General features: G+C 66.7%; 21 protein-coding genes. 5 read left to right on the top strand and 16 right to left on the bottom strand.

Going from position 1 to position 21,718, the window contains the following annotated elements; translation table 11 throughout:
• Nucleotides 1-46 precede the first annotated feature (46 nt).
• Nucleotides 47-1,267 (top strand): ATP-binding protein, encoded by a 1,221-nt coding sequence (locus VPH47_RS10785; protein WP_110712241.1) that lies wholly within the window; start codon nt 47-49, stop codon nt 1,265-1,267.
• A gap of 93 nt (nt 1,268-1,360) precedes the next feature.
• On the opposite strand, the gene VPH47_RS10780 is transcribed toward VPH47_RS10785, so the two are convergent.
• Complete coding sequence (locus tag VPH47_RS10780; protein ID WP_110712242.1) at nt 1,361-3,133, bottom strand: EAL domain-containing protein; 1,773 nt, start codon at nt 3,131-3,133, stop codon at nt 1,361-1,363.
• 4 nt (nt 3,134-3,137) lie between these two features.
• Complete coding sequence (locus VPH47_RS10775; protein WP_164161863.1) at nt 3,138-5,240, bottom strand: PAS domain-containing sensor histidine kinase; 2,103 nt, start codon at nt 5,238-5,240, stop codon at nt 3,138-3,140.
• Nucleotides 5,241-5,371: 131 nt separating this feature from the next.
• On the opposite strand from VPH47_RS10775, the gene VPH47_RS10770 reads away from it, so the two are divergent.
• Complete coding sequence (locus VPH47_RS10770) at nt 5,372-8,131, top strand: EAL domain-containing protein (protein ID WP_368850780.1); 2,760 nt, start codon at nt 5,372-5,374, stop codon at nt 8,129-8,131.
• Nucleotides 8,132-8,465: 334 nt separating this feature from the next.
• On the opposite strand, the gene VPH47_RS10765 is transcribed toward VPH47_RS10770, so the two are convergent.
• From VPH47_RS10765 to VPH47_RS10725, 9 genes are all read right to left on the bottom strand, one after another.
• On the bottom strand, nt 8,466-8,924 hold the full coding sequence (locus VPH47_RS10765) for an Imm26 family immunity protein (protein WP_368850779.1): 459 nt from the start codon (nt 8,922-8,924) through the stop codon (nt 8,466-8,468).
• Nucleotides 8,925-9,130: 206 nt separating this feature from the next.
• Nucleotides 9,131-9,637: a hypothetical protein gene (locus VPH47_RS10760; protein WP_368850778.1), complete on the bottom strand. Its 507-nt coding sequence runs from the start codon at nt 9,635-9,637 to the stop codon at nt 9,131-9,133.
• 99 nt (nt 9,638-9,736) lie between these two features.
• Complete coding sequence (locus VPH47_RS10755) at nt 9,737-10,042, bottom strand: hypothetical protein (RefSeq protein ID WP_110712246.1); 306 nt, start codon at nt 10,040-10,042, stop codon at nt 9,737-9,739.
• 33 nt (nt 10,043-10,075) lie between these two features.
• Nucleotides 10,076-10,294 (bottom strand): hypothetical protein, encoded by a 219-nt coding sequence (locus VPH47_RS10750; protein WP_368850777.1) that lies wholly within the window; start codon nt 10,292-10,294, stop codon nt 10,076-10,078.
• A gap of 98 nt (nt 10,295-10,392) precedes the next feature.
• Nucleotides 10,393-11,583: a methyl-accepting chemotaxis protein gene (locus VPH47_RS10745; RefSeq protein ID WP_010485867.1), complete on the bottom strand. Its 1,191-nt coding sequence runs from the start codon at nt 11,581-11,583 to the stop codon at nt 10,393-10,395.
• A gap of 164 nt (nt 11,584-11,747) precedes the next feature.
• Complete coding sequence (hflD, locus tag VPH47_RS10740) at nt 11,748-12,362, bottom strand: high frequency lysogenization protein HflD (protein WP_368850776.1); 615 nt, start codon at nt 12,360-12,362, stop codon at nt 11,748-11,750.
• On the bottom strand, nt 12,359-13,501 hold the full coding sequence (gene mnmA / locus VPH47_RS10735) for a tRNA 2-thiouridine(34) synthase MnmA (RefSeq protein ID WP_107431878.1): 1,143 nt from the start codon (nt 13,499-13,501) through the stop codon (nt 12,359-12,361). The genes hflD and mnmA overlap by 4 nt, the downstream gene beginning before the upstream one ends.
• A complete protein-coding gene (locus VPH47_RS10730) occupies nt 13,498-13,959 on the bottom strand; it encodes an NUDIX hydrolase (protein WP_368850775.1) in 462 nt (153 codons plus the stop codon). Before VPH47_RS10730 ends, mnmA begins: the two co-directional genes overlap by 4 nt.
• Before the next feature lies 1 nt (nt 13,960).
• Complete coding sequence (locus VPH47_RS10725) at nt 13,961-14,434, bottom strand: hypothetical protein (RefSeq protein WP_032127360.1); 474 nt, start codon at nt 14,432-14,434, stop codon at nt 13,961-13,963.
• Nucleotides 14,435-14,546: 112 nt separating this feature from the next.
• Between VPH47_RS10725 and clpS the strand changes: the two genes are divergently transcribed.
• Nucleotides 14,547-14,873 (top strand): ATP-dependent Clp protease adapter ClpS, encoded by a 327-nt coding sequence (gene clpS, locus VPH47_RS10720; protein WP_006444529.1) that lies wholly within the window; start codon nt 14,547-14,549, stop codon nt 14,871-14,873.
• Between the two features lie 132 nt (nt 14,874-15,005).
• Here clpS and VPH47_RS10715 read toward each other — a convergent pair whose 3' ends face one another.
• On the bottom strand, nt 15,006-15,818 hold the full coding sequence (locus tag VPH47_RS10715) for an APH(6) family putative aminoglycoside O-phosphotransferase (protein ID WP_368850774.1): 813 nt from the start codon (nt 15,816-15,818) through the stop codon (nt 15,006-15,008).
• Nucleotides 15,819-15,956: 138 nt separating this feature from the next.
• Between VPH47_RS10715 and clpA the strand changes: the two genes are divergently transcribed.
• Entirely contained in the window at nt 15,957-18,242 is a 2,286-nt protein-coding gene (clpA, locus tag VPH47_RS10710) for an ATP-dependent Clp protease ATP-binding subunit ClpA (protein WP_368850773.1), read from the top strand.
• 75 nt (nt 18,243-18,317) lie between these two features.
• Here the strand turns inward: clpA and VPH47_RS10705 are convergent, their stop codons facing one another.
• The 4 genes from VPH47_RS10705 to aat form a co-directional block, all read right to left on the bottom strand.
• Nucleotides 18,318-18,701: a hypothetical protein gene (locus tag VPH47_RS10705; protein WP_110712253.1), complete on the bottom strand. Its 384-nt coding sequence runs from the start codon at nt 18,699-18,701 to the stop codon at nt 18,318-18,320.
• 128 nt (nt 18,702-18,829) lie between these two features.
• On the bottom strand, nt 18,830-19,102 hold the full coding sequence (locus VPH47_RS10700) for a hypothetical protein (protein ID WP_110712254.1): 273 nt from the start codon (nt 19,100-19,102) through the stop codon (nt 18,830-18,832).
• A gap of 171 nt (nt 19,103-19,273) precedes the next feature.
• Nucleotides 19,274-19,492: a translation initiation factor IF-1 gene (infA, locus tag VPH47_RS10695; RefSeq protein ID WP_005409596.1), complete on the bottom strand. Its 219-nt coding sequence runs from the start codon at nt 19,490-19,492 to the stop codon at nt 19,274-19,276.
• An 86-nt stretch (nt 19,493-19,578) separates the two neighbouring features.
• Nucleotides 19,579-20,319 (bottom strand): leucyl/phenylalanyl-tRNA--protein transferase, encoded by a 741-nt coding sequence (gene aat / locus VPH47_RS10690; protein ID WP_368850772.1) that lies wholly within the window; start codon nt 20,317-20,319, stop codon nt 19,579-19,581.
• Nucleotides 20,320-20,391: 72 nt separating this feature from the next.
• Here aat and VPH47_RS10685 point away from each other — a divergent pair, with 72 nt between their 5' ends.
• A complete protein-coding gene (locus tag VPH47_RS10685; RefSeq protein ID WP_368850771.1) occupies nt 20,392-21,660 on the top strand; it encodes a hypothetical protein in 1,269 nt (422 codons plus the stop codon).
• The last annotated feature ends 58 nt before the right edge of the window (nt 21,661-21,718 follow it).

Below are 21,718 nucleotides of genomic sequence, written 5' to 3'. Positions count from 1 at the left end.
GCGTGACCGCGTATATTGGGCGCCTGTTCGAATGCCCCGAGTCGCCGTGTCCGCTGCCAACGCCCTGGTTACCGCCCCCCTTCCGCCGCAGCCGGTGCTGCAGGCGTTGCTTGAGCGCCTGCGCGAAGGCTTGCTGCTGTTCACTGAAGACGGGCAGGTGGCGCTGGCCAACCCCGCCGCGCAGAACCTGCTCGCCAGCGGCGAAGACGGCGCATTGCCGCCGCCGCAGCGCCTGCGCGAACTGCTGCCGCCCGATGCGCTGGAGCAGGCGCGTCAGCACGGCCACTGGAACGGCAGCCTGCCGCTGGGCGAGGGCGTGGTCATCGCGCACCTCTACCACCACGGCCCGGTCGGCCAAGGGCACTTCCTGGCGCTGTTCCGCCACATCGAAGGGCAGGAGGACTACGAGCGCGAACTGCAGCAGCGCCATGCAGAGCTGCGCCAGGCCTACCTGCGCCTCAACGGTACCCAGGAAAAGCTGCTGCAGTCGGAGAAGATGGCCTCGATCGGCCAGCTCGCCGCCGGCGTAGCGCACGAGATCAACAACCCGATCGGCTACGTGCACTCCAACCTGGGCAGCCTGCAGGAGTACCTGCGCAGCCTGTTCACCGTGATCGAAGCCTATGAACGCGCGTTGCGAGCGCCCGACCCGAAGGCGCTGATCCCGGAAATCGACGATATCCGTGACCGCCTGGACATCGATTTCATCAGCCGCGACCTGCCGCAGCTGATGGCCGAGTCGCGCGAAGGCATCGAGCGGGTGACGCGCATCGTGCGTGATCTGAAGGATTTCTCGTATTCCGGCCGCGACGAGTCATGGAAGCTGGTCGACCTGCACGCGGGCCTGGAATCGACCATCAACATCATCTGGAACGAACTGAAGTACAAGGTCACCCTGGTACGCGAGTTCGGCCAGCTGCCGCTGGTGGAATGCCTGCCGTCGGAGTTGAACCAGGTCTACATGAACCTGCTGCTCAACGCCGGCCATGCCATCGCCGAGCGCGGCACCATCACCGTGCGTACCGGTGTTGAGGGTGACCATGTATGGGTCGAATTTGAAGACACTGGCGGCGGCATCTCGCCGGAACTGCGCCAGCGCATCTTCGATCCGTTCTTCACCACCAAGCCGGTCGGCAGCGGCACCGGCCTGGGCCTGTCGATTTCCTACAGCATCATCAACAAGCACCACGGCCGCATCGACCTGGACAGCACACCGGGCGTGGGCTCGCGCTTCCGCGTGGTGCTGCCGGTGAAGCAGCCGCGCTGACCGCTCATGGTAGTGCCGGCCGTTGGCTGGCAACCTCATTGAACCCGACATCCAGAGCAGCCGGCCAGCGGCCGGCGCTACCAGAGGGGATCGTTACCGCAACGGGCGATCCTCGCCGCCATCCCCGCTCTCGGCAGGCGCCGGCCCGGCGTTGCTGCGGCGCTGTTCCTCGTAGGTGCGGAACGCCTGGTGGATGTGCTTGCGCAGCTCGTCGTCGTTCCACGGCTTGGTCAGGAAGCGGTAGATCGCGCCGCGGTTGATCGCATCGGTGACCGTGTTCAGATCGGTATAACCCGACAGCACCAGCCGGATCGTATCCGGGTACAGCATCTTCACCCGGCCCAGGAACTCGGTGCCGCTCATGTCGCTCATGCGCTGGTCGGACAGGATCACCTGCACGTCATTGATTGCCAGCAGGTCGAACGCATCGCGCACGTTGCCGGCCGCCAGGATGCGGTAGCCGTCGCGGCGGAACAGGCGCACCAGCGAACGCAGCACGTTCTCTTCGTCGTCCAGCAGCAGCAGCGTGCGATCCGGGCGGGTCTCGGCGAACGCCTCCGGGCGCAGGTAGCGGCGGCGCAGGGTCATGCCGGCGGCATCGGCCGACATCGGTTCGCCGAACAGATAACCCTGGAATACATCGCAGTCATTGCGGCGCAGGAAACCCAGCTGGGCCTGTGATTCCACGCCGTTGGCGATCACGGTCATGCCCAGCTGATGGCCCATGGCGATGATCGCGCGGGCGATGGCCGCCTCGCGGTTGCCGGCCGGCGCACTCTTGATGAAGCTGCGGTCGATCTTGAGCTTGTCCACCGGGTAGCGCACCAGCGCACTGAGGCTGGAATCACCGGTGCCGAAATTGTCCAGGCTCAGGCTGATGCCTTCGTTGCGCAGATTGGCCAGCGTCTCGTGCACGAAGTTGACGTTGTTGGTCAGCGCGCTTTCGTTGATCTCCAGCGTCAGCATCTGTGCTGGCACGCCGGCGGCCTGGATCAGGCCCATCACTTCGGCGAAGAAGTTGGGCCGCAGCAGCTGCAGCGTGGAGACGTTCACCGCGATGGTGAAGTCGTCGAAGCCCTGGTCGCGCCACAGGCGGGCCTGCTTCAATGCTCCTTCCAGCACCCAGGTGCCGATCTGCACGATGATGCCCAGCCGTTCGGCGGTGCGCATGAAGCGTTCGGGTACCAGCATGCCCAGCGTGGGCGATTGCCAGCGCAGCAGCGCTTCCATGCCCACCACATGACCGTCGCGGGCGCTGACCAGCGGCTGGTAGCGCAGTTTCAGTTCGCCATTGGGAATGGCATCGACGATCTGCCGCGCGATGATGCTCTCGCTGTGCGCGCTGGGCGGGGTATCCACCGCGTGGATGCGCACCGCGTTGCCGCCTTCGCGCGCGGCCTGGTACAGCGCGTCCTCGGCGTGATCGAGCAGGCGCGAGGTGCTGCTGGCATGGTCCGGGCACAGGCTGACGCCGAGCTTGCCGGTCATGAACAGCGTGTACGGCAGTACCGACAGTGGCAGTTCCATCTGCTGGCGGATCTCCTCGGCGAAGTCCTCCGGCAGCGGAACGTCGGCAGTGCGGGGCACCGCGATCAGGAATTCGTCACTGCCATGGCGCCACAGCTTGCCGCGCCCGCGCAGGTAGGACTGCAGCCGCTGCGCCACCAGCACCAGCGCCTGGTCACCCACCTCGGCACTCATGTTCTCGTTGACCGAGGCGAAGTGGTCGATGTCCACGTGCATCAGCATCAGTGCGGTGCCGCCCGAGGCCGCTTCGGCGACCATCGCCTGCAGCTCGGGGTTGCCGGCGCCGAGGCGGTCGGGCGCATCGTCGATGCTGACCGGGGGCAGGTTGGGATTCCACATAGGCTCAGTATTCCGGTGAATCGACGGCGGCCATGCTGGCCGCCTGGTAGGGGAGATGGACGTCGATCAGGGTGCCTTCACCGTGCGCGGACTCGATCCGCACGTGGCCACCGACGCTCTGCGCGCGCTCGCGCATCACGATCAGGCCGAGGCCGCGCGGACCGTCCGGGTCGAAGCCCTCGCCATCATCACGGATCTGCAGGTGCAGGCCGCGCTGGCCGACATCGCGCAGCTGCAGCAGGACCTGGCTGGCGCGGGCATGGCGCAGGGCATTGGTCAGGCTCTCCTGCGCGATGCGGAAGCAGGCCTGCTCGATGCTGTTGTCAGGACGTTGTGGCAGCGGTTCGATCTCGGCCAGCAGTTCCACCGGCGAGGAACGGAACAGCACCCGTGCCTGCCAGCTCAGTGCAGCCTCCAGGCCCAGGGCATCCAGCTGCGGCGGGCGCAGCAGCGTGGAGATGTCGCGCAGCTTGGCCACGGTGGTGTCGGCCAGGCTGACGATCTGCGCCAGATCCTCGGCGCGGCGCTGTGGATCATGCTCGTCCTGCGCAGCATGGGCGGACAGCTTGATTGCGGTGATCGCCTGGCCGATGTCGTCGTGCAGGTCGCGCGAAATCGCGCGGCGTTCGTCTTCCTGCAGCGAGAACAGGCGGCCGGCCATGGCCTGCAGTTCGCGGTTGCTGGTCTCCAGCGCACTGCGGATGCGTTCGGAATCGCTGAGGTCGCGCACGATCAGCAGCTTGCAGTCGCGTCCGCCATAGCGCACTTCGCCTACCGCCAGCCCCGCATGGAAGCTGCGGCCGTCGGCACGCTGCATCGCCACCACGCTGCTGTGGCCAGGCCCCAGATGCGGCTGTCCGGCGCGCAGCTGACTGCGGACCCGGGCCAGGTCGCCGACCGCGACCAGGGCCGACAGCGGCTCACCCAGCAGGGTGTGGCTGCCATAGCCGAACAGGCCGGCGGCCCAGGCATTGGCATACAGCACGTGCTCGTCGGAGAGGATCACCACGCCGTCGGGCAGTACCCGTACCAGTTCGCGGAACTGTTCCTCGCGTTCACGCAGCAGGCGCCGCGACTGCTCGCGTTCGGTCACGTCCTGCAGGGTGCCGAGCACGCGGTTGCGGCCGGCTTCGTCGATGCCACTGGCGGCACGCAGGTGCACCATCAGTGCACGACCGTCCATCGACAGCAATGGCAACAACACGTCCACCTGCACCGGCTCGCCGGAGCAGAGCTCGGCCAACAGCTGCTCGGTCTGGGTGGCGGTCGCCGGGTCGGCCGGCACCAGCAGTTCGTCGAAGCGATGCCAGCGGCGGGCTTCGGGAGGGCGTCGGCCGAGCAGGCGATAGACCTGGTTGGAATAGCGGCCGAGCCCGGTGGACGGGTCCAGTTCCCAGGCGCCGATGCGGGCCAGCTCATGTGCCTCCTCGACCCGTGCCAGCGCCTGGTCACGGCGCAGCTGGGCCAGGTCCTCGGCGGTGCGGTCGATGGCGATCAGCAGGCGGGCGTTGTGGCCGTCGTAGCTGATGGCATTGGAGCGCAGCTCCATCTGCCGCAGGCTGCCGTCGCGCAGCTGCAGCTGGGTGCGCAGGATGCACAGCTCTTCCGGCGCCTCCCGGATCGCTTCCAGCTTGGTCTGCAGCGCCTGGTCCTGGCCCGGTGGCCACAGCGCGTCGATGGTCTGCTCCAGCAGTTCGTCACGCTCCCAGCCAAATGCGCTGCAGGCGGCCGGGTTCGCGTCGAGGATCGCCAGTGTGTCCAGGTCGTAGACCAGGATCGGGCCGGGATTGCCCTCGAACATCTGCCGCAGGCGCAGTTCGGAGGCTTGCTGGCGGGCATGGGTATGCAGCACGTGCTCGGCCAGCGGGCGCAGCAGCAGGTACAGCAGGCCGGCGCTGGCCACGGCGAAGAACGCGCCCTTCAGGCCCTGCCACAATGCGGCCTGCTGCGGGTCGGGTACCAGCGCCTGTACGGCGCCGTCGGTCGCGATCATCCAGGCCAGCGCCATCACCAGATAGCTCAGCACCACCCGGCGCCGGTCGCGGCTCAGCGACTGCGCCATCCGCGGGTCGGAAACTGGGGCGCTGCCGGTGGGTTCTGCGGGCATGGACGGGCTGGATGAAAGGGGCGCCGGCCATCTTACCGCGCGGGTGTGCCCTGGCCACTCAATTATCCGCCGCAGGCGCCGTTAACCACTGCGTGCCCCGCTGACGGGCGTGTCATCCGGAGCAAGATCGCGTGGACCAAGGGATCATCGCCAGCCTGCTGCAGCACCCGCTTGCGTCGGCGCTGGTCATCGTCGACCGTACGGGCCGCCCGCTGGCGGCCAATCCGGCTGCGCGCGAGCATGGCCTGCCGGCCACCGTGGCTGCCTATGCGCCGATGCTGGAAGATCTACGCCTGATGGCCGCCGATGGCGGCATCGTGGCCTGCACGCTGCCGGGTGGCCCGCGTGGACATTACGACGGCCACCTGCGTGCCGTGCATGACGGTGCCGGCAACCTGCTGGCCTTCACCCTGAGCATTCCCGAACCGGTGCCGGTTGATGGCGGTGGCCGATGGGAGCTGGCGCTCGACAGCGCCGGCCACAGCCTGTGGGACTGGGATATTCCCAGCGACCGTGTGGCGCGCACGCCAGCACTGGGCGATGAAACCGCCACCGCGATGCTGGCGCGTGTGCACAGCGAGGACATCGCACAGGTGCGTGCCGCGCTGGACCAGCATCTGCGCGGGCAGAGCGAGCAGTACAGCGCGCAGTTCCGCTTCCGCCAGGCCGATGGCCAGTGGCGCTGGGTGCTGGACCGGGGCCGCGTGGTCGCGCGCACCGCCGACGGCCAGCCGCTGCGGATGGTCGGCACGCATACCGATATCGAGCAGCAGAAGCAGCTCGAATCGCTGCTGCAAGAGCAGCAGCTGCACCTGAGCGAGGCGCAGCGCATCGCCAGCATGGGCAGCTGGTCGTTCGACCCCGGCACTGGCCATTTCTGGTGGTCGCCGGAGCTGCGTTCGCTGCTGGCGCTGGAGCAGGGGGCCGTACCCGGCCAGCGGCGCTGGCTGAAGCAGCTGCACCCGCGTTCGCGCGGCGCGTTGCGGGCGGCGTGGCGGCGATTGTGGCGCGATGGCCGCGCCGCCAACCTCGAGCTGGAGCTGACCCGCGGCAATGAGCCGTCACAGCATCTGCGGCTGTGGATCCAGCCGCTGCTGGACATGGACGGCCAGCCCAAGCGCCTGCTCGGCCAGGTGCAGAACATCACCGAGCAGCACCAGACCGACGCGTTGATCCGCTGGCGCACCGAGCTGCTCAATCGCGTGTCCGCGCTGGGCCGCATCGGTGGCTGCGAGATCGAGGTGCAGACCCGGCACATGCAGTGGACCGAGGAGTGCTACCGCATCCATGGCCTGCGCAAGGAGCCGATCACCCTCGATCAGGCGATGGCGCTGTATACCGAGGATTCGCGCAGTGCCTTCGAGGCGGCGCTGGGCCGGATTGCTGCGGGTGGACTGCCCGAGCAGCTGGACCTGTGCTTCTATCGCCAGTCCGGCCTGCGCGTATGGGTGCAGGTGCTGATCGAGCTGGACCGTCGCGATGGCCTGCCGCCGCGCTTCGTGGTGCTGTTCCGTGACATCACCCGCGAGCGCGAGGCCAACGAGCGCATCGAGCTGCTGGCCCACTATGACCTGCTGACCGGCCTGCCCAATCGTGTGCTGCTCGGCGAACAGACCGCCGAAGCCATCGAGGAAGCGCGCGACCGCGGCACCTCGCTGGCGATGTTGTTCATCGATCTGGACGGCTTCAAGACCATCAACGACAGCTTCGGCCACGCCACCGGCGATGCGTTGCTGAAGGCCGCCGCCACGCGCCTGCACCAGAACCTGCGCAACAACGATCTGTTCGGCCGCTTCAGTGGCGACGAATTCATCGTCGTGCTGCGCGATCTGGCCGAGCCGGAAGACGCGGGTCACGTGGCGCGCAAGCTGATCGCTTCGCTGGCCGAGCCGCTGCGCCGCGGCGAAACCACCTTGAAGGTCGGCGCCAGCGTCGGCATCGCGATGCTGGGCGATGCCCAGACCGACTTCGATTCGCTGCTGCGTGCCGCCGACGCCGCGATGTATGCAGCCAAGGAAGCCGGCCGCAATACTTACCAGTACTACAGCCAGGACGCGCTGGCGCGAATCCAGCGCAAGCTCGAACTGGAGCACGCCCTGCACGGGGCGATCGAACGCGAAGAGTTCAGCCTGGCCTATCAGCCGCTGCTCCACGCCCACCACGGCGAGCCGCCCGCAATCGAGGCACTGCTGCGCTGGCACCGGCCCGGTATCGGCTACTGCAGCCCGGCCGAGTTCATTCCGATTGCGGAGAAGTGCGGCGAGATCGTGCGCATCGGCGACTGGGTGCTGAACGAAGCCTGCCGCCAGGCAATCGCCTGGGACCGGGCCGGCCTGTGTTTCGACCGCATCGCGGTCAATGTGTCGGCGGTGCAGCTGCGCGACCGCGGTTTCGCTGAACGCGTGATCGAGATCTGCCATGCCCACGGCTGGCCGCCGCAGCGGCTGGAGCTGGAACTGACCGAGTCGGCGTTGATCCGTGACACCGACATCCTGCGGCATTGCTTCGACGTGCTGGAACGGCACGGTGTGCCACTGGCGGTGGATGACTTTGGTACCGGCTTCTCCAATCTGAACTACCTCAACCGTTTCCCGGTGGGGCGCCTGAAGATCGACCGCAGTTTCGTGCAGGGCATGCTGCACGACTCGGGCACGGCCGAAGTGACCCAGGCCATCGTGCACCTGGGTCACGCACTGGGCATGAAGGTGGTGGCCGAGGGCGTGGAAACGCACCAGGAAGAGGACATGCTGCGCCGCCAGGGCTGCGACGAGATCCAGGGCTACCTGTACTCACGCCCGCTCAGCCCGCGCGACCTGGCGCAGTGGCTGCGGCAGCAGCACCCGGCACCGATGCGTACCGACGCCAGCGGCGAAGCCGTACTGGTGCGCTGAGGGTAGCGCCGGGCCTTGCCCGGCGGGATCGCCGCACGCCGACGCACCGCTCTGGTAGGTGTCGACCTTGGTCGACACGAATGCCGGTGCTCGCGATCATCCACGCAAGGCGCGGATCTACTAACCGCGCACATGCGCCGAACAATGCATCGCATTGAACTGCTTTGGTAGGTGTCGAACTTGGTCGGCACGAATGCTTGCATGCATCATCATCTATAAGCGACGCGGGTCTGTCGCGCGTGCGACATCAATATGGTTGTTACCGTAGAGCGAAGACTGACTGGGGCGTCCTTTCCGCCGGTTCCCGCGGATGAGCTGGCTTTGGCGGCCAGACCTACTCCGCCCAATGATTAGAGAGAGCGTCGATTGCCCTCCATATCTTGAAGTTGTTCAACGGAGTCAGGGAGGGTAGAACCGCCGCTTCCTCTTCGGTTGCAGAGCAGTGAATGGAGTTGGTTGCGTTTCTCTTGTGCCAGATCCCTGGGGCGCCGTAGACGAAGAAGTAGTTCTCCAGGCCAGTCGCATGGATAAGTTCATGTCGACCGATAACCCGCCAGTCCCCATCCTGATCGCTTTTCCTGTCAAAGAGTGAGTAGCTATCCAGGATGACTGGATTCATTAGTGGTCTAGCTTGCTCCAGATCGGCAAGGGCAACGGTCGTCTCCCTGCGGCGGATCCCAAAAATATGTGCGGAATGGCCAATGGGGATCTCGGAAATGATCTGTCCGAAGTGGTAAAACCCATCATTGCGAGTAAAGCAGAATACGTCGCCTGCGCGGATGAAGCGGAGCATTGTTCGATGCTTCTTGGTCCAGCCGTTGAGAAATTCGCCGATAGTTCCAGGTTCCCGCATCGTCCTCTTTGGTGCTGGCGTCGTCATAGGGATTCACTCAATGCCCGGTTCAACAGACGTCAAGTGTTGACGAGGCGTGTTGCCAGGACCATGCAAACATTCCGAAATGCATGGATCGCGGGGCATCATCCACGCATGGCGTGGATCTACTTCGGAAATTCCGCCTTCAACTGCATGCGCAGCAGTTCGACGATGGCCGCATAGCGGCGCTTCTGCACCAGATAGCTGGCCAGGAACAGCGGCAGCACCAGCAGCATCGGTGCCGCTATCGGGCGCATCGCCACCAGTGGCAACAGCAGCAGTGAGAGGATCGCCACGAACCAGCTGCACAGGCCGATGACCCGCACCTCGTGCCGTCGCACGTTGAGTACGATGCGACCGCGCATCACCGGGAAGTAGCGCAGGCCGAAGCTAGGCGCAAAGCTCTCGCGGAATGCCATGCTGCCGTCCGGCAGTGCATGGAAGGCCAGGTGCTGCCATTTGTCTTGCGGCAGGTCACGTTCCAGGCTGCCGAGCGAGAGCCGGGCCTGCATGGCCGGTGACGCCGCGATGCGTTCGTTGAACAGGGTGATGCCCCAACTGAAATAGCCGGCCACCCAGGTCATCAACAGGACGGTCTCGATCAACAGCACTGCGATCAGGGCGATGGCCATCGGTCTTCCATGAACGGGACCGGGGCATCATGCCATGCCGGGCGCCTCATCCAGGCGTGGGCTGGATCGGCAGCTGTCGGAACCTGGATAGCCGAAACGTCAATTGCCTGGGCGCAGGTAGGCCACCCAGGCAAGCGGGAACAGTCCAGTAGCAAGGGAGCGGGCCAGATAGGCCTCGTCGATCGTCCAGGGCGCCGGAAAGTCGGAAATCACTTCCGTCGCTGCGCATGAGCAGGATTCCCATGCTTCTTCCGACGGCTGGCCTTCGAACTCGAAGCGTACCCGGACAAGTTGCATGCCGGCGTCTGCCTCGATCGACGCCTGGAGCAGCTGTGCCGGGGTCTGGCCCAGAAGTGCTCGTCGCAGGGAGGCACGCAGGACGTCCGGGGCCACGGGGTCGATCATGTTTGCCTGTTCGAAGGTTGTGTCATCGCGCCGTTATCGTTTCAGCGCTTCCCCATCCAGCCCCAGGTCCCACGCCAGTCCCAGCAGCTCCTCACCCGCGCGAGACGGGCCAGGCCGCGCATCGGCCAGCTGCTGCAGTTCGCGGATCTCCTCACGTGCCACCTCTTCCAGCTGTTGCAGCTGCTCACGCACGCTCGCGTTGCGCGGGCGCTCGGTGTCGGTGAGGGAGGGCAGGGCGCGGATCAGGGTCATGGTGCGTGTACAGGATGCATCCAACGGCGGGTCACAGGCAAAGGCCCCGGTATGACCGGGGCCTTGCGGGCTGCCGGCGGCGGCAGCGGACATCAGGATCAGAACAGCTCGACGGTACCAGCGCCCATGCTCTGCTGGGCAACCGGCTTGTGCGGCGGGCGTTCCCATTCGCTGCGCAGTTCGCGCAGGCGGCTGCCGGTGCGCTGCAGTGCGGTGGCGATCTCTTCGTCGAACACGCCGCCATTGCGGTGCAGCAGCTCCTGCAGGGCAACCGCTTCACGGTTGATCGCGGTCAGGCGGTCCAGGTGGGTGTGCACGCCGCCCAGCGCCTGGGTGGCGATGTCTTCGAACTGCAGGGCGCGTACGGCTTCGGCCACGCTGCCATCGATCGAACGGGCGCACTCGGACACTTCGCGCATGCCATCGCCCAGCGAGGCATTGATCTGCGCGACGTTGTCGAGCATGGCCGCCGCTTCCTGGCGCGCTTCGCGGGAGCGGTCCATGTCACGCGAGGCCATGTGCGAGACCGTCTCGCGCACCTTGGCGATGGCGTCCTTGGAGCTGTGCGCCAGCTTGCGGATCTGCTCGTTGAACGTGGTCGAGCGCTCGGACAGGTTGCGCACTTCGTCGGCCACCACCGCGAAGCCTCGACCGGCTTCACCGGCACGCGCGGCTTCGATGGCGGCGTTGAGTGCCAGCAGGTTGGTCTGGTCGGCGATCGACTTGACGTCTTCCAGCAGCGCGAAGATGCCATCCAGGTGCTGCGCCATCTGGTCGATGTGCTGCACGGTGGTGCTGCTCTGGCCGCTCACCTGTTCCAGTGCTTCTACCAGCTGTTCCATGCGGTGGCTGGCGTGCTGGGCGAAACGGGCAACGTCGAGGCCGGCATTGCCTTCGTCACCGGCGCGATCGACGATGCGCGACAGGGCCTGGCTCTGCTGGCGCGACTTGCGATTCATGGCATCGAAGCTGCCGCCCAGGCTGGAGACCGCCTGGCGGATCAGGTCACGGGCGCGTTCCACTTCGCCACGCGAACCGTCGATTTCGTTGCCGACGAAGTTGCGCAGTTCGGTCAGCAGCTGGTCCTGCTCACGCAGGACACGGGCGTGTTCCGGGGAACGGTGCGCCTGGGCGCGGGTGGTCCACCACGCAAAGCCAAGCCAGCTCAGCGTCATCGTGGTCAGGATCGCCCAGCGCAGGGCGGCCGGCCATTCGAAACCGATGGCGAAGGGGAGCAGCAGGGTCAGAGCCAGGGGGGCGGCCAGACGGATGAAAATGCGTGAGTACATGGACGTTCTCGGGAGGTGCACGGAGGATGTATCGGCCGTACCCCCTTTCTCTTTAACGTCGATGTGCCTCGAAGTGCATTCTGAATGCGCCGGTTTTCCGACGCCTCGGCGGCTTCGGGGTCAGAGCCCTTTCCTTGCCGGAAAAGGATCCGACCCCATGGGGCTCAGGCCAGCTGGCGGTCCACGGCCTCGATCATCGCCTTGCGGCTGAACAGGAAGTCCCAGTAGCTGCCGCCCAGCTGGCGCCACAGCACCGCCGAACGCACCGCGGCCAGCAGCAGGGCGCGGATCTCCGCAACCACACCGGCCTGGCCCAGGTAGTGCGGGTTGCCCTGCACCATCACCCGCGGCTTCAGGTGGCTGATGGTGTCGGCGTACAGGCCACCCAGGTTGGCCAGCACGTCCGGGTGGCCACTGTCGCCCAGCTCGACGGCTTGGCGCTGGGCGCGTTCGATGCCGGAGGCGACCTTGTTCACGGTGGTGCCGTCCTGCACGAAGCGGCGCTCCAGCTGCAGCACCGACAGGGCCAGCTTGGGCAGGATCGGGTCCTGGCCCTGGCTGCGGAAGTAGTTGTGCAGCAGGCGCAGCCCAGCCTTCAATGCATGGCGGTCACCGAACACCTCCTGCGGCGAAGGCGCGTCGACGCGGAACACGCTGTCCACGGCGGTGCGCACGGCAGCGGCGTCGGAATGGCCGGTATCGGCGATGCGGCGTACCTGCTGCAGGGCCTGGGCAATGCCGGCCAAAGCCAGGACGCGGTCGTCGACAGTGAAACTCATGCAGCGATTACCTCAAAAGGGGAAGGGGTGGTGCGCAGGCGCTGTTCCAGCGGCGCATCGGTGGCGGCGATCACCGCGCCCCCCAGGCACACATCACCGTCATACAGCACCAGTGATTGACCGGGAGTAACGGCGCGCTGCGGGCGCGCAAAGGTGACCAGCACGCTGCCATCGTCCAGCACCTCGACCGTACACGGCTCGTCGGGCTGGCGGTAGCGGGTCTGCGCGGTGCATTCGAAGCGCCGTGCCGGCGGCGCGCCGGCAATCCAGTGCGCGGTTTCCGAGCGCAGGCGGTCGGACAGCATCCACTTGCTGTCGCGGTCCTGGTCCACGTACAGCACGTTGCTGGCCACATCCTTGCCGACCACGTACCACGGCGCGGCCGGGCGGCCACGCACGCCGCCGATGTTCAGGCCCTCGCGCTGGCCCAGGGTGAAATAGAAGACGCCTGGGTGCTCGGCGATCACACTGCCGTCGGCCGGGTCGAGGATCTGCCCGGGCTTGGCCGGCAGGTAGCGGCCGAGGAACTCGCGGAAGTCGCGCTCACCGATGAAGCAGATGCCGGTGGAGTCCTTCTTGGCGTGGGTCGGCAGGCTGACGTCACGCGCGATCCGGCGCAGGTCGGTCTTTTCCAGGTCGCCGATCGGGAACAGGGTGGCCGCCAGCTGCGCCTGGCCCAGCTGGTGCAGGAAGTAGCTCTGGTCCTTGGAGCGGTCGGCACCACGCAGCAGCAGCCACTGGTGGCCGCGCTGGGCCACGCGCGCGTAGTGGCCGGTGGCAATGCGTTCGGCGCCCAGCTCGCGGGCGGCATCCAGGAAGTGCTTGAACTTCACTTCGCGGTTGCACAGCACGTCCGGGTTCGGGGTGCGGCCGGCCGCGTACTCGGCCAGGAAGTGCTCGAACACACCCTGCCAGTACTCGCTGGAGAAATCACGGAAGTGGAACGGGATACCGAGCAGGCCGCAGACGGCCACTGCATCGCGGCGGTCGTCCTCGGCGCGGCAGTCGCCGCTGCCGTCGTCGGCCCAGTTCTGCATGAACAGACCGGCTACGGCCTCGCCCTGCTGCACCAGCCGCCAGGCGGCGACCGAGGAGTCGACGCCACCGGAGACGCCCACCATCACGCGCGGAGTGCTCATGCGACCTCCCGGACCAGCGAAAGCGGATGGCGCTGGCCACCCAGGAAATCAGCCACCACCTGCCAGACCAGCGGGCTGCGCAGGCGCTCCGTAGCGGTCTGCAGCTCGGCCGGGGTCAGCCACAGCGCGCGATCGATGCCGGTGTCCAGCGGCTGCGCCGGGTCGTGCGAGACCGGACGCGCCGCATAGCAGAAGCGCAGGAAGGTGGTGCCGTCGCCGGCCGTCCACTGGTAGCAGCCGATGAAGTGGGTCAGCTGCACCGTCCAGCCGGTTTCCTCGCGGGTCTCGCGCAGGGCTGCCTCGGCCAGGCTTTCGCCCGGCTCGAGGTGGCCGGCCGGCTGGTTCAGCACCTGGCGGCCGTCGATGGTCTCCTCGACCAGCAGCACGCGGCCGCCGTCGACCACCACGGTGGCGACAGTGGCGTGCGGTGCCCAGCGCGGGTCCGGCGTGGTGTTCAACTCAGAACTCGTCCTTCTTCGTCAGTTCCAGCTCCATGGCGTCGGCGGTGCGGATGGCCGCATCGATGGCGTCGCTGAGCTGGTCGGCCGTGGCATCGGCGTCGATCTTGACCACGAACATGGCGGTGGTGTCCTGCTTCACCCAGCCGCCCATCTTGGCGTCCTGCGAATCTTCCAGCAGGCGGTTGGCTACGGCCACCGGGAACTGCTTGGTCTTGGCGTTGTAGGCCGGCGACCAGATCTCGCGGATGTTGTGGGTGCCGAAATCTTCCACCGACGAGCGCACGTAGACCATCTGGGTGCGATCACCCTCGACGTCGAACACCATGCGGTAGTCGCCGTCCTCGTCGACCTCGTAGGTATAGCCCAGCTTGTCCAGGTGGCGGGCCACGGCCTTGTCGGCCTGGGTCTCGGCGGCGGCGGAGCCGGCGGCGGCCAGGGCGATCAGCAGGGCGGGAAGAAGGGTCCTTTTCATGAAGATCCTGTGAAACAGTGTTGAGAGAGGGTGCAATTGTGACGGTGGCCGTGCGTGCCGTCCAATCTGCGGCAGGCCGACGCAGGCTGGCCCGTGCCTCTATAATGGGCAGATGCCCCATGAGTCTTCCCCTGATTCCCATCACGAGCACGGCGTTGCCGTGGAGCCCGCGCGCCCGGAAGTGGCGCCGCCGCCGTTCTACCAGGTGATGCTGCTCAACGACGACTACACCCCGATGGATTTCGTGGTGGACGTGCTGCAGCAGTTCTTCAGCATGGACCTGGACAAGGCCACGCAGGTGATGCTGCACGTCCATACCCGTGGCCGCGGCGTGTGCGGGGTGTTCACCCGCGAAGTGGCCGAGACCAAGGTCGCCCAGGTCAACGAGTACTCGCGGATGAACCAGCACCCGCTGCTGTGCACGATGGAAAAGGCCTGACCGGCTGTCGATTTTCGTCCGGGCGTATCGGCCCGGCCCGCAGGAGCGTGCCCACCAAGGTGGGCACCTACCAGGGCATGAGGCCTGTCCGGGCGCGCTTGCCCACCAGCATGGGCGCCTGCCAGGCGCGGATCACCCCTCCGCCAACGCCTCCAGCGCCATTCGTGCCACCGCCTCGTCGACCTCGGCCGGGTCACCGTCATCCCGGAACCACACCGCAGACAGTGCCATGCTGGCCGCAATCCAGCGCAGCAGGCGCGTGCGTTCCAGCCCCGCCAGTGCGCCGACCTGTTCCAGCCGCGCGGCAAACCGCTCGGGCCGTGTCGCGACGTGGATGCCTGGTCCGCACAGGTCCGGGTTGCTGAACAGCGTTGTGTAATCGAACGCGCGATCGCCCAGCAGCCGCTTCGGGTCGATCGCCAGCCAGCCCCGCGCGCCGAAATCCAGCACATTGTCGTGATGCAGGTCGCCGTGCAGCGGTCGGATCTCCTGTTCCTGCTGCAGCAGTCCCTCCGCCAGTGATCTGCACTGTTCCAGCAGTGGCGGCAGCGCCGCCCTTGGCTGCAGCAGGTCGACGAACCATGTACGCAGGCAGACCAGGTCGTCTGGCGGCGCGCTCCGTGGCCGGTGCAGCCGCTGCAGGACCTGGCACAGGATCGTGGTGCAGGCGTCATCGTCGCCGTCGATCGAGCGTTGCCGCAGCGAGTCGCCGTGGGCCCGCTCGATCAGGATCGCCGGCCCCTCGTGGGCCAGCAGGCGGGCGGCGCCGTCACCGTCCCACCAACGCAGCAGGCGATGGCTGTTCTGCTCTTCGGTTTCGCTGCTGACCTTCAGCATCGCCGCTTCGCCGGCGGCGGTCAGCACCGGCCAGAGGCGGGCATGGGGCGTCTCGATGGCCGCGCCATCACGCCGCAATCGCCAGCGGCTCAGGTAGGGTTCGCTCATGCTGGGCGGGCTGTCCTGGAGTGAATGAAGATCAAGCAATCTGTACCGCTAACGCCATCTGAACGCAGCAATCCGCTAGGGTGATGGAAAACGCGTAGTCAGGCCGCATATTGTCCCCATCTGCCGCCGGAGTAATCCATGTTCAGCAAAGACCTCGAACACACCATCGGCCAGTGCTACAAGCGCGCCCGTGAGGCCCGGCATGAGTTCATGACGGTCGAACACCTGCTGTTGGCACTGCTCGACAACCCGTCCGCCCAGGCCGTATTGAAGGCTTGCGGTGCCGACACCGAACGCCTGCGCCAGGAGCTGGAGCAGGCCATCGAGGCCTCCGTGTCCCGCCTGGCCGAAGATGACGGCCGCGATACCCAGCCGACCCTGGGCTTCCAGCGCGTGCTGCAGCGGGCCGTGTACCACGTGCAGTCCTCGGGCAAGAAGGAGGTCACCGGCGCCAACGTGCTGGTCGCCATCTTCGGCGAAAAGGACTCGCACGCCGTCTATTACCTCAACCAGCAGGACGTGACCCGGCTGGATGTGGTCAATTACCTGTCCCACGGCATCGCCAAGCTGGGCGAGGAGGGCGAGCAGCCGTCCTCTTCCTCCGAGGGCGAGAGCCGCATGGAAGGCGGGGAGGGTGAGCCGAGGGGCGATGCCCTGACCGAGTTCGCCAGCAACCTCAACGAACAGGCCCGGGCCGGTCGCATCGACCCGCTGGTCGGCCGTGCCGACGAGATCGAGCGCACCATCCAGGTCCTGTGCCGCCGTCGCAAGAACAACCCGCTGTACGTGGGTGAGGCGGGCGTGGGCAAGACCGCCATCGCCGAGGGCCTGGCCCGCCGCATCGTCGAGGGCTCGGTGCCCGACGTTCTGGCCGATGCGGTGATCTATTCGCTCGACCTGGGCGCGCTGGTGGCCGGCACCAAGTACCGCGGCGACTTCGAGAAGCGCCTGAAGAGCGTGCTGACCGCGCTGAAGAAGGTGCCCAATGCGGTGCTGTTCATCGACGAGATCCACACCATCATCGGTGCCGGTTCGGCGTCGGGTGGCACCATGGATGCGTCCAACCTGATCAAGCCGGCGCTGGCCTCCGGCGAGCTGCGCTGCATCGGCTCGACCACCTTCCAGGAATACCGTGGCATCTTCGAGAAGGACCGGGCGCTGGCCCGCCGCTTCCAGAAGATCGACATCGTCGAGCCGACCGTCGGCGAGACCTACGAGATCCTGCAGGGGCTGAAGTCCAAGTACGAGCTGCACCACGGCGTGACCTATTCCGACGAGGCGCTGCAGGCGGCGGTTGACCTGTCGGTGAAGCACATCGGCGACCGCCTGCTGCCGGACAAGGCCATCGACGTGATCGACGAGGCGGGCGCCCGCCAGCGCCTGCTGCCGGAAGGCCAGCGCAAGGAGCTGATCGACGTCGAGGAAGTGGAGGCGATCGTCGCCAAGATGGCGCGCATCCCCACCAAGCAGGTCAGCGCCACCGACAAGGATGTGCTGCAGCACCTGGAGCGCAACCTGAAGATGGTGATCTTCGGCCAGGACCCGGCCATCGAGACACTGTCCTCGGCGATCAAGCTGGCGCGCTCCGGCCTGGGCAATCCGGAAAAGCCGATCGGCAACTTCCTGTTCGCCGGCCCGACCGGTGTCGGCAAGACCGAGGTGACCAAGCAGCTGGCGCTGCAGCTGGGCATCGAGCTGGTCCGCTTCGACATGTCCGAGTACATGGAGCCGCATTCGATCAGCCGCCTGATCGGTGCGCCTCCGGGTTACGTCGGCTTCGACCAGGGCGGCCTGCTGACCGAGAAGATCGTCAAGACGCCGCACTGCGTGCTGCTGCTGGACGAAATCGAAAAGGCGCACCCGGACATCTTCAACATCCTGTTGCAGGTGATGGACCGCGGCGTGCTGACCGATACCAACGGTCGCGAGGCCAACTTCAAGAACGTGGTGCTGGTGATGACCACCAACGCCGGCGCGGCGCAGGCCTCGCGGCGTTCGATCGGTTTCACCAAGCAGGACCATGCCACCGACGCGATGGAGACCATCCGCCGCAGCTTCACCCCGGAGTTCCGCAACCGCCTCGACGCGGTGGTGCAGTTCCAGGCGCTGGGCTTCGAGCACATCCTGCGCGTGGTCGACAAGTTCCTGATCGAGCTGGAGATGCTGCTGCAGGACAAGCACGTCAGCCTGTCGGCAACGCCGACCGCGCGCGACTGGCTGGCCCACCACGGCTTCGACCCGCTGATGGGTGCGCGCCCGATGGCCCGGGTGATCCAGGACAAGATCAAGCGTCCGCTGGCCGACGAGCTGCTGTTCGGCAAGCTGGTCAACGGTGGCAAGGTCAGCATCGATGTCCGCGACGACGAGCTGGTGGTCGAGACCCAGGCCGAGCCGGAGCGGCTGCTGCCGGTGACGGTGGAGTAAGGCGGCGCCGGATCGATGCCGGGTGCGGTTGGAAAACAAGGGCGGCTTCGGCCGCCCTTGTTGCGTATCCGCTTTTCAACGTCCCTGCTGGGCCAGGCGCTTGAAGGTTGCCGCATCGACCGGTTCGATCCGGGTCACGGTGCAGTGGTTGCTGTCGGTCTGCAGCGTGCTGCGAGCATCGCCACAGATCTGCTCGGGCGTGCCGGGTGTGAAGAAGACGTAACTGGCCGAGGCGGCGGCGCCGAGGCAGCGCTTCTGCAGGTGGACCCGATAGTGGTTGTTGCCGTCGCGCAGCAGCACTTCGCGTTCCGTGCTGGAGGGGCGGATGTCGCGGCTGGTGCCGAGGGCGATGCACTCGGCCGCGGTGGAGGGTCTGGCGGGTTCGGCGGCGGGCGCCGACAGGGGGAGGCTGACCAGCAGAACTGCCGGCAGCAGGACGTGCGGGAGCAGGGCGTTCATGATCGGGTGGGGTGGCGATCCGGACTGGATCGGATCCCACGATGCCGCTGTCGCTGCAAATGCGAATCTGCCTCAAGCGGGGCTGACCGACGCCACGGTGAGTTCGGTCACGATGACCTTTGGCGGCGTCAGGCCGCGATCGAACGGAATCCCTGCTGTCGCCCCTGGTCGCCGCCATCCTCGATGACGAAAGCGACCGCCTCGTGCGGAATGTGCAGGCGTTGCTTGAGGGTGCCACCCAGATGCGGGATCTCACGTTGCACGGCCAGGTACAGCGGGTGCGATGCGTCCATGCTGGTGCAGACCAGGCAGGGTTGACCGAACCAGGTGCCATCCGGTCCCTTGCTGGCATAGCAGCGGCTGGTGACGGACTGCGGGTCCAGTACGATCAGATAGGTCATGCGCGCAACGCCCAGTGTGAAGAACGTGTTGAGTCTAGCCATCCGGCGCGACGCTGGATTTCAGACAACGACGAAAATGCGTTGCGGGTGAAGCCTGGAATTTTCTTCCGCGCACGACAAAGGGCCAGCAGCAAGGCCGGCCCTGTCGAAGTGGCGCCAGGCGCCGACCGCTTACTTCATGCGGTAGGTGATACGACCCTTGGTCAGGTCGTACGGGGTCATTTCAACCTTGACCCGGTCACCGGTGAGGATGCGGATGTAGTTCTTGCGCATGCGGCCGGAGATGTGGGCGATGATTTCGTGCCCATTTTCCAGACGAACGCGGAAAGTGGTGTTCGGCAGCGTCTCGCTGACAGTGCCCTCGAACTCGATGGAATCGTCTTTCGACATGTAGTCCTGTGCGGTTCAGAAAACGGCCACGCTGGGCCTAAGGCGCGGTATTTTACGCGTGATGGGCCCGGCTTGCAAAGTTTGTGTTAACCCCCGGCCAAACGCCGTGCTGGCAAGCGTCCTACCGCCTGGGTCCAGGGACCTTCACGGCCGTCACGGTGTACGGCCTGACGGACGTGCTCCAGAAAGTCCGCGCGCGGCAGGTGCTCGGCGCCCATCCGCAGCAGGTGCGGATTCTCCACCTGGGCATCGATCAGTTCCCAGCCCCAGCCACGCAGGGTGGCTGCCAGCGTGGCCAGGGCGATCTTGGAGCCGCCACTGGCGCCACTGAACATGCTCTCGCCGAAGAACATGGCGCCGATCGCGACGCCGTAGATGCCGCCGACCAATGTCTGCCGATCCCAGACTTCGAAGGAATGGGCGAAGCCAAGGTCGTGCAGTTGGCTGTAGGCCTCAACCATCGCCGGGCTGATCCACGTGCCGTCCTGGCCGGGCCGCGGCGCCGCGGCGCAGGCGCGCATCACACGACTGAAGGCGGTGTCGGCGGTGACCTCCCACGTGCTGCTGCGCAACTGGCGGCGGAAGCGGCTGGACAGGTGCACGCCATCGGTGCGGAACACCGTGCGTGGGTCCGGCGACCACCACAGGATCGGCTCGCCCTCGCTGAACCACGGGAAGATGCCGCCGGCATAGGCGTTGAGCAGGCGCACCGGATGCAGGTCGCCGCCCACCGCAAGCAGGCCATCTGGCTGGCGCAGGGCGGTCTCGGCCGGCGGGAAGGGGGCGTCCGGCGCGTCGGCCAGGCGCCAGGGCAGCTGGCGGGTCATGGGGCCATTGTATTCGTCGTGGTGATTCGTGATGTCTGGCACCATCACTGTTCACCGGCAAGGAGCCTCCGAATGAGTGACTCGATCAGCGCCATCCTCGACCTGCATGACGCCCCGCGTACGCGCAACGACAGCCAAGGCATGCTGCTGTCGCTGGCCACTGAACAGCCGCGTCGGCTGGGAGAGTTGATGCTGCAGGCGCTGGCGCGGCCTTCGCCGAGCTCGGCCTTCCTCGACATGGCGCTGGACCTGCTGCCGGATGGCGCGGTGCCCGCGGTCGCGGCCGACGCGTGGCGCCGCTATCGCGCAGGCGAGCGCGGTGACGTGTTGACGAGCGTGATGGAGTTCGCCAGCTATCAGGCGCCGCAGGTGCTGCAGGACGATTGGGAGGCATTGCTGGCGGTCGCCGGTGAGGATGAGGTGCAGTTGGCCGCGCAGGTCTGGCAGGGCCTGCCCAGCGCGACGGCCGCGCATTGGGCGCAGATCCTGGCCGAAGCCGATGACGATCGCGAAATGGCGCGGGCCAGGGCGCTGCTGCTCGCCGCCCAGCCCGAGACCTACGCCATTGCTCGCGGCTACCTGGTCGACTGGGGGCGGTTGGATGCCGAGGTCTGGGCGCACTGGGCCGGCGTCGCCGAAGGTCCGCAGCCGCGTCGCCTGCATGGCGAGCGGCCATTGCACTTCCGCTTCGGCCGCGAACAGCATCGCGCGCAGCAGGCGGACGAGCCGAGCTGGCGCAAGCGCATCTGGCGCCTGCACCCGACCTGGAATGGTGGGCAGGTGCATCACGCCGGGCACATGGGAGGACCACTGGAAGCGCTGTGTGGCAGCTGCCATGCGCCGCTGCAGCGCCTGCTGCGGACCGATGCTGCCGCGCTGCAGCCGGGCGCGTCGGGCGAGATCACGCTGGGGCTGTGCCTGGACTGCTGCGGCTGGGAAGACCCGCCCGTGCGTTTCTATCGCCACGATGCCGACGGTCTGCCCACCTGCCATCCCAGCCAGCACCGCGAGGTGCCGAGTACGCCCACCGACAGTGGCGACCTGATGCGGGCCGAGGTGGGCCTGGTGGCGCTCGAAAGCGCGCGCTGGCAACAACAGGACTGGGGCCAGTCCAATCATCGGCAGAACCTGTCGCGTGTGGGTGGCGCACCAAGCTGGGTGCAGAGTGCGTGGTACCCGGCGTGCATCGATTGCGGCGAGGAGATGCCCTTCGTGATGCAGCTGGATTCGACACTGCCGACCACCGGTGGAGGCGCGCTGCTCTGGGGCAGTGGCGGCATGCTCTACACGTTCTGGTGTTCGAAGTGCCAGGTGAGCGGGCACTTCTGGCAGTGCACCTGAGCACAGCGCCCTCGACATCGCCCTGGTAGGTGCCAACCTTGGTTGGCACGTTTTTCGG

This window comes from Stenotrophomonas sp. WED208 (genome assembly GCF_040984485.1).
Lineage (GTDB): Bacteria > Pseudomonadota > Gammaproteobacteria > Xanthomonadales > Xanthomonadaceae > Stenotrophomonas > Stenotrophomonas riyadhensis.
This window is presented reverse-complemented; position numbering and strand designations above follow the sequence as displayed.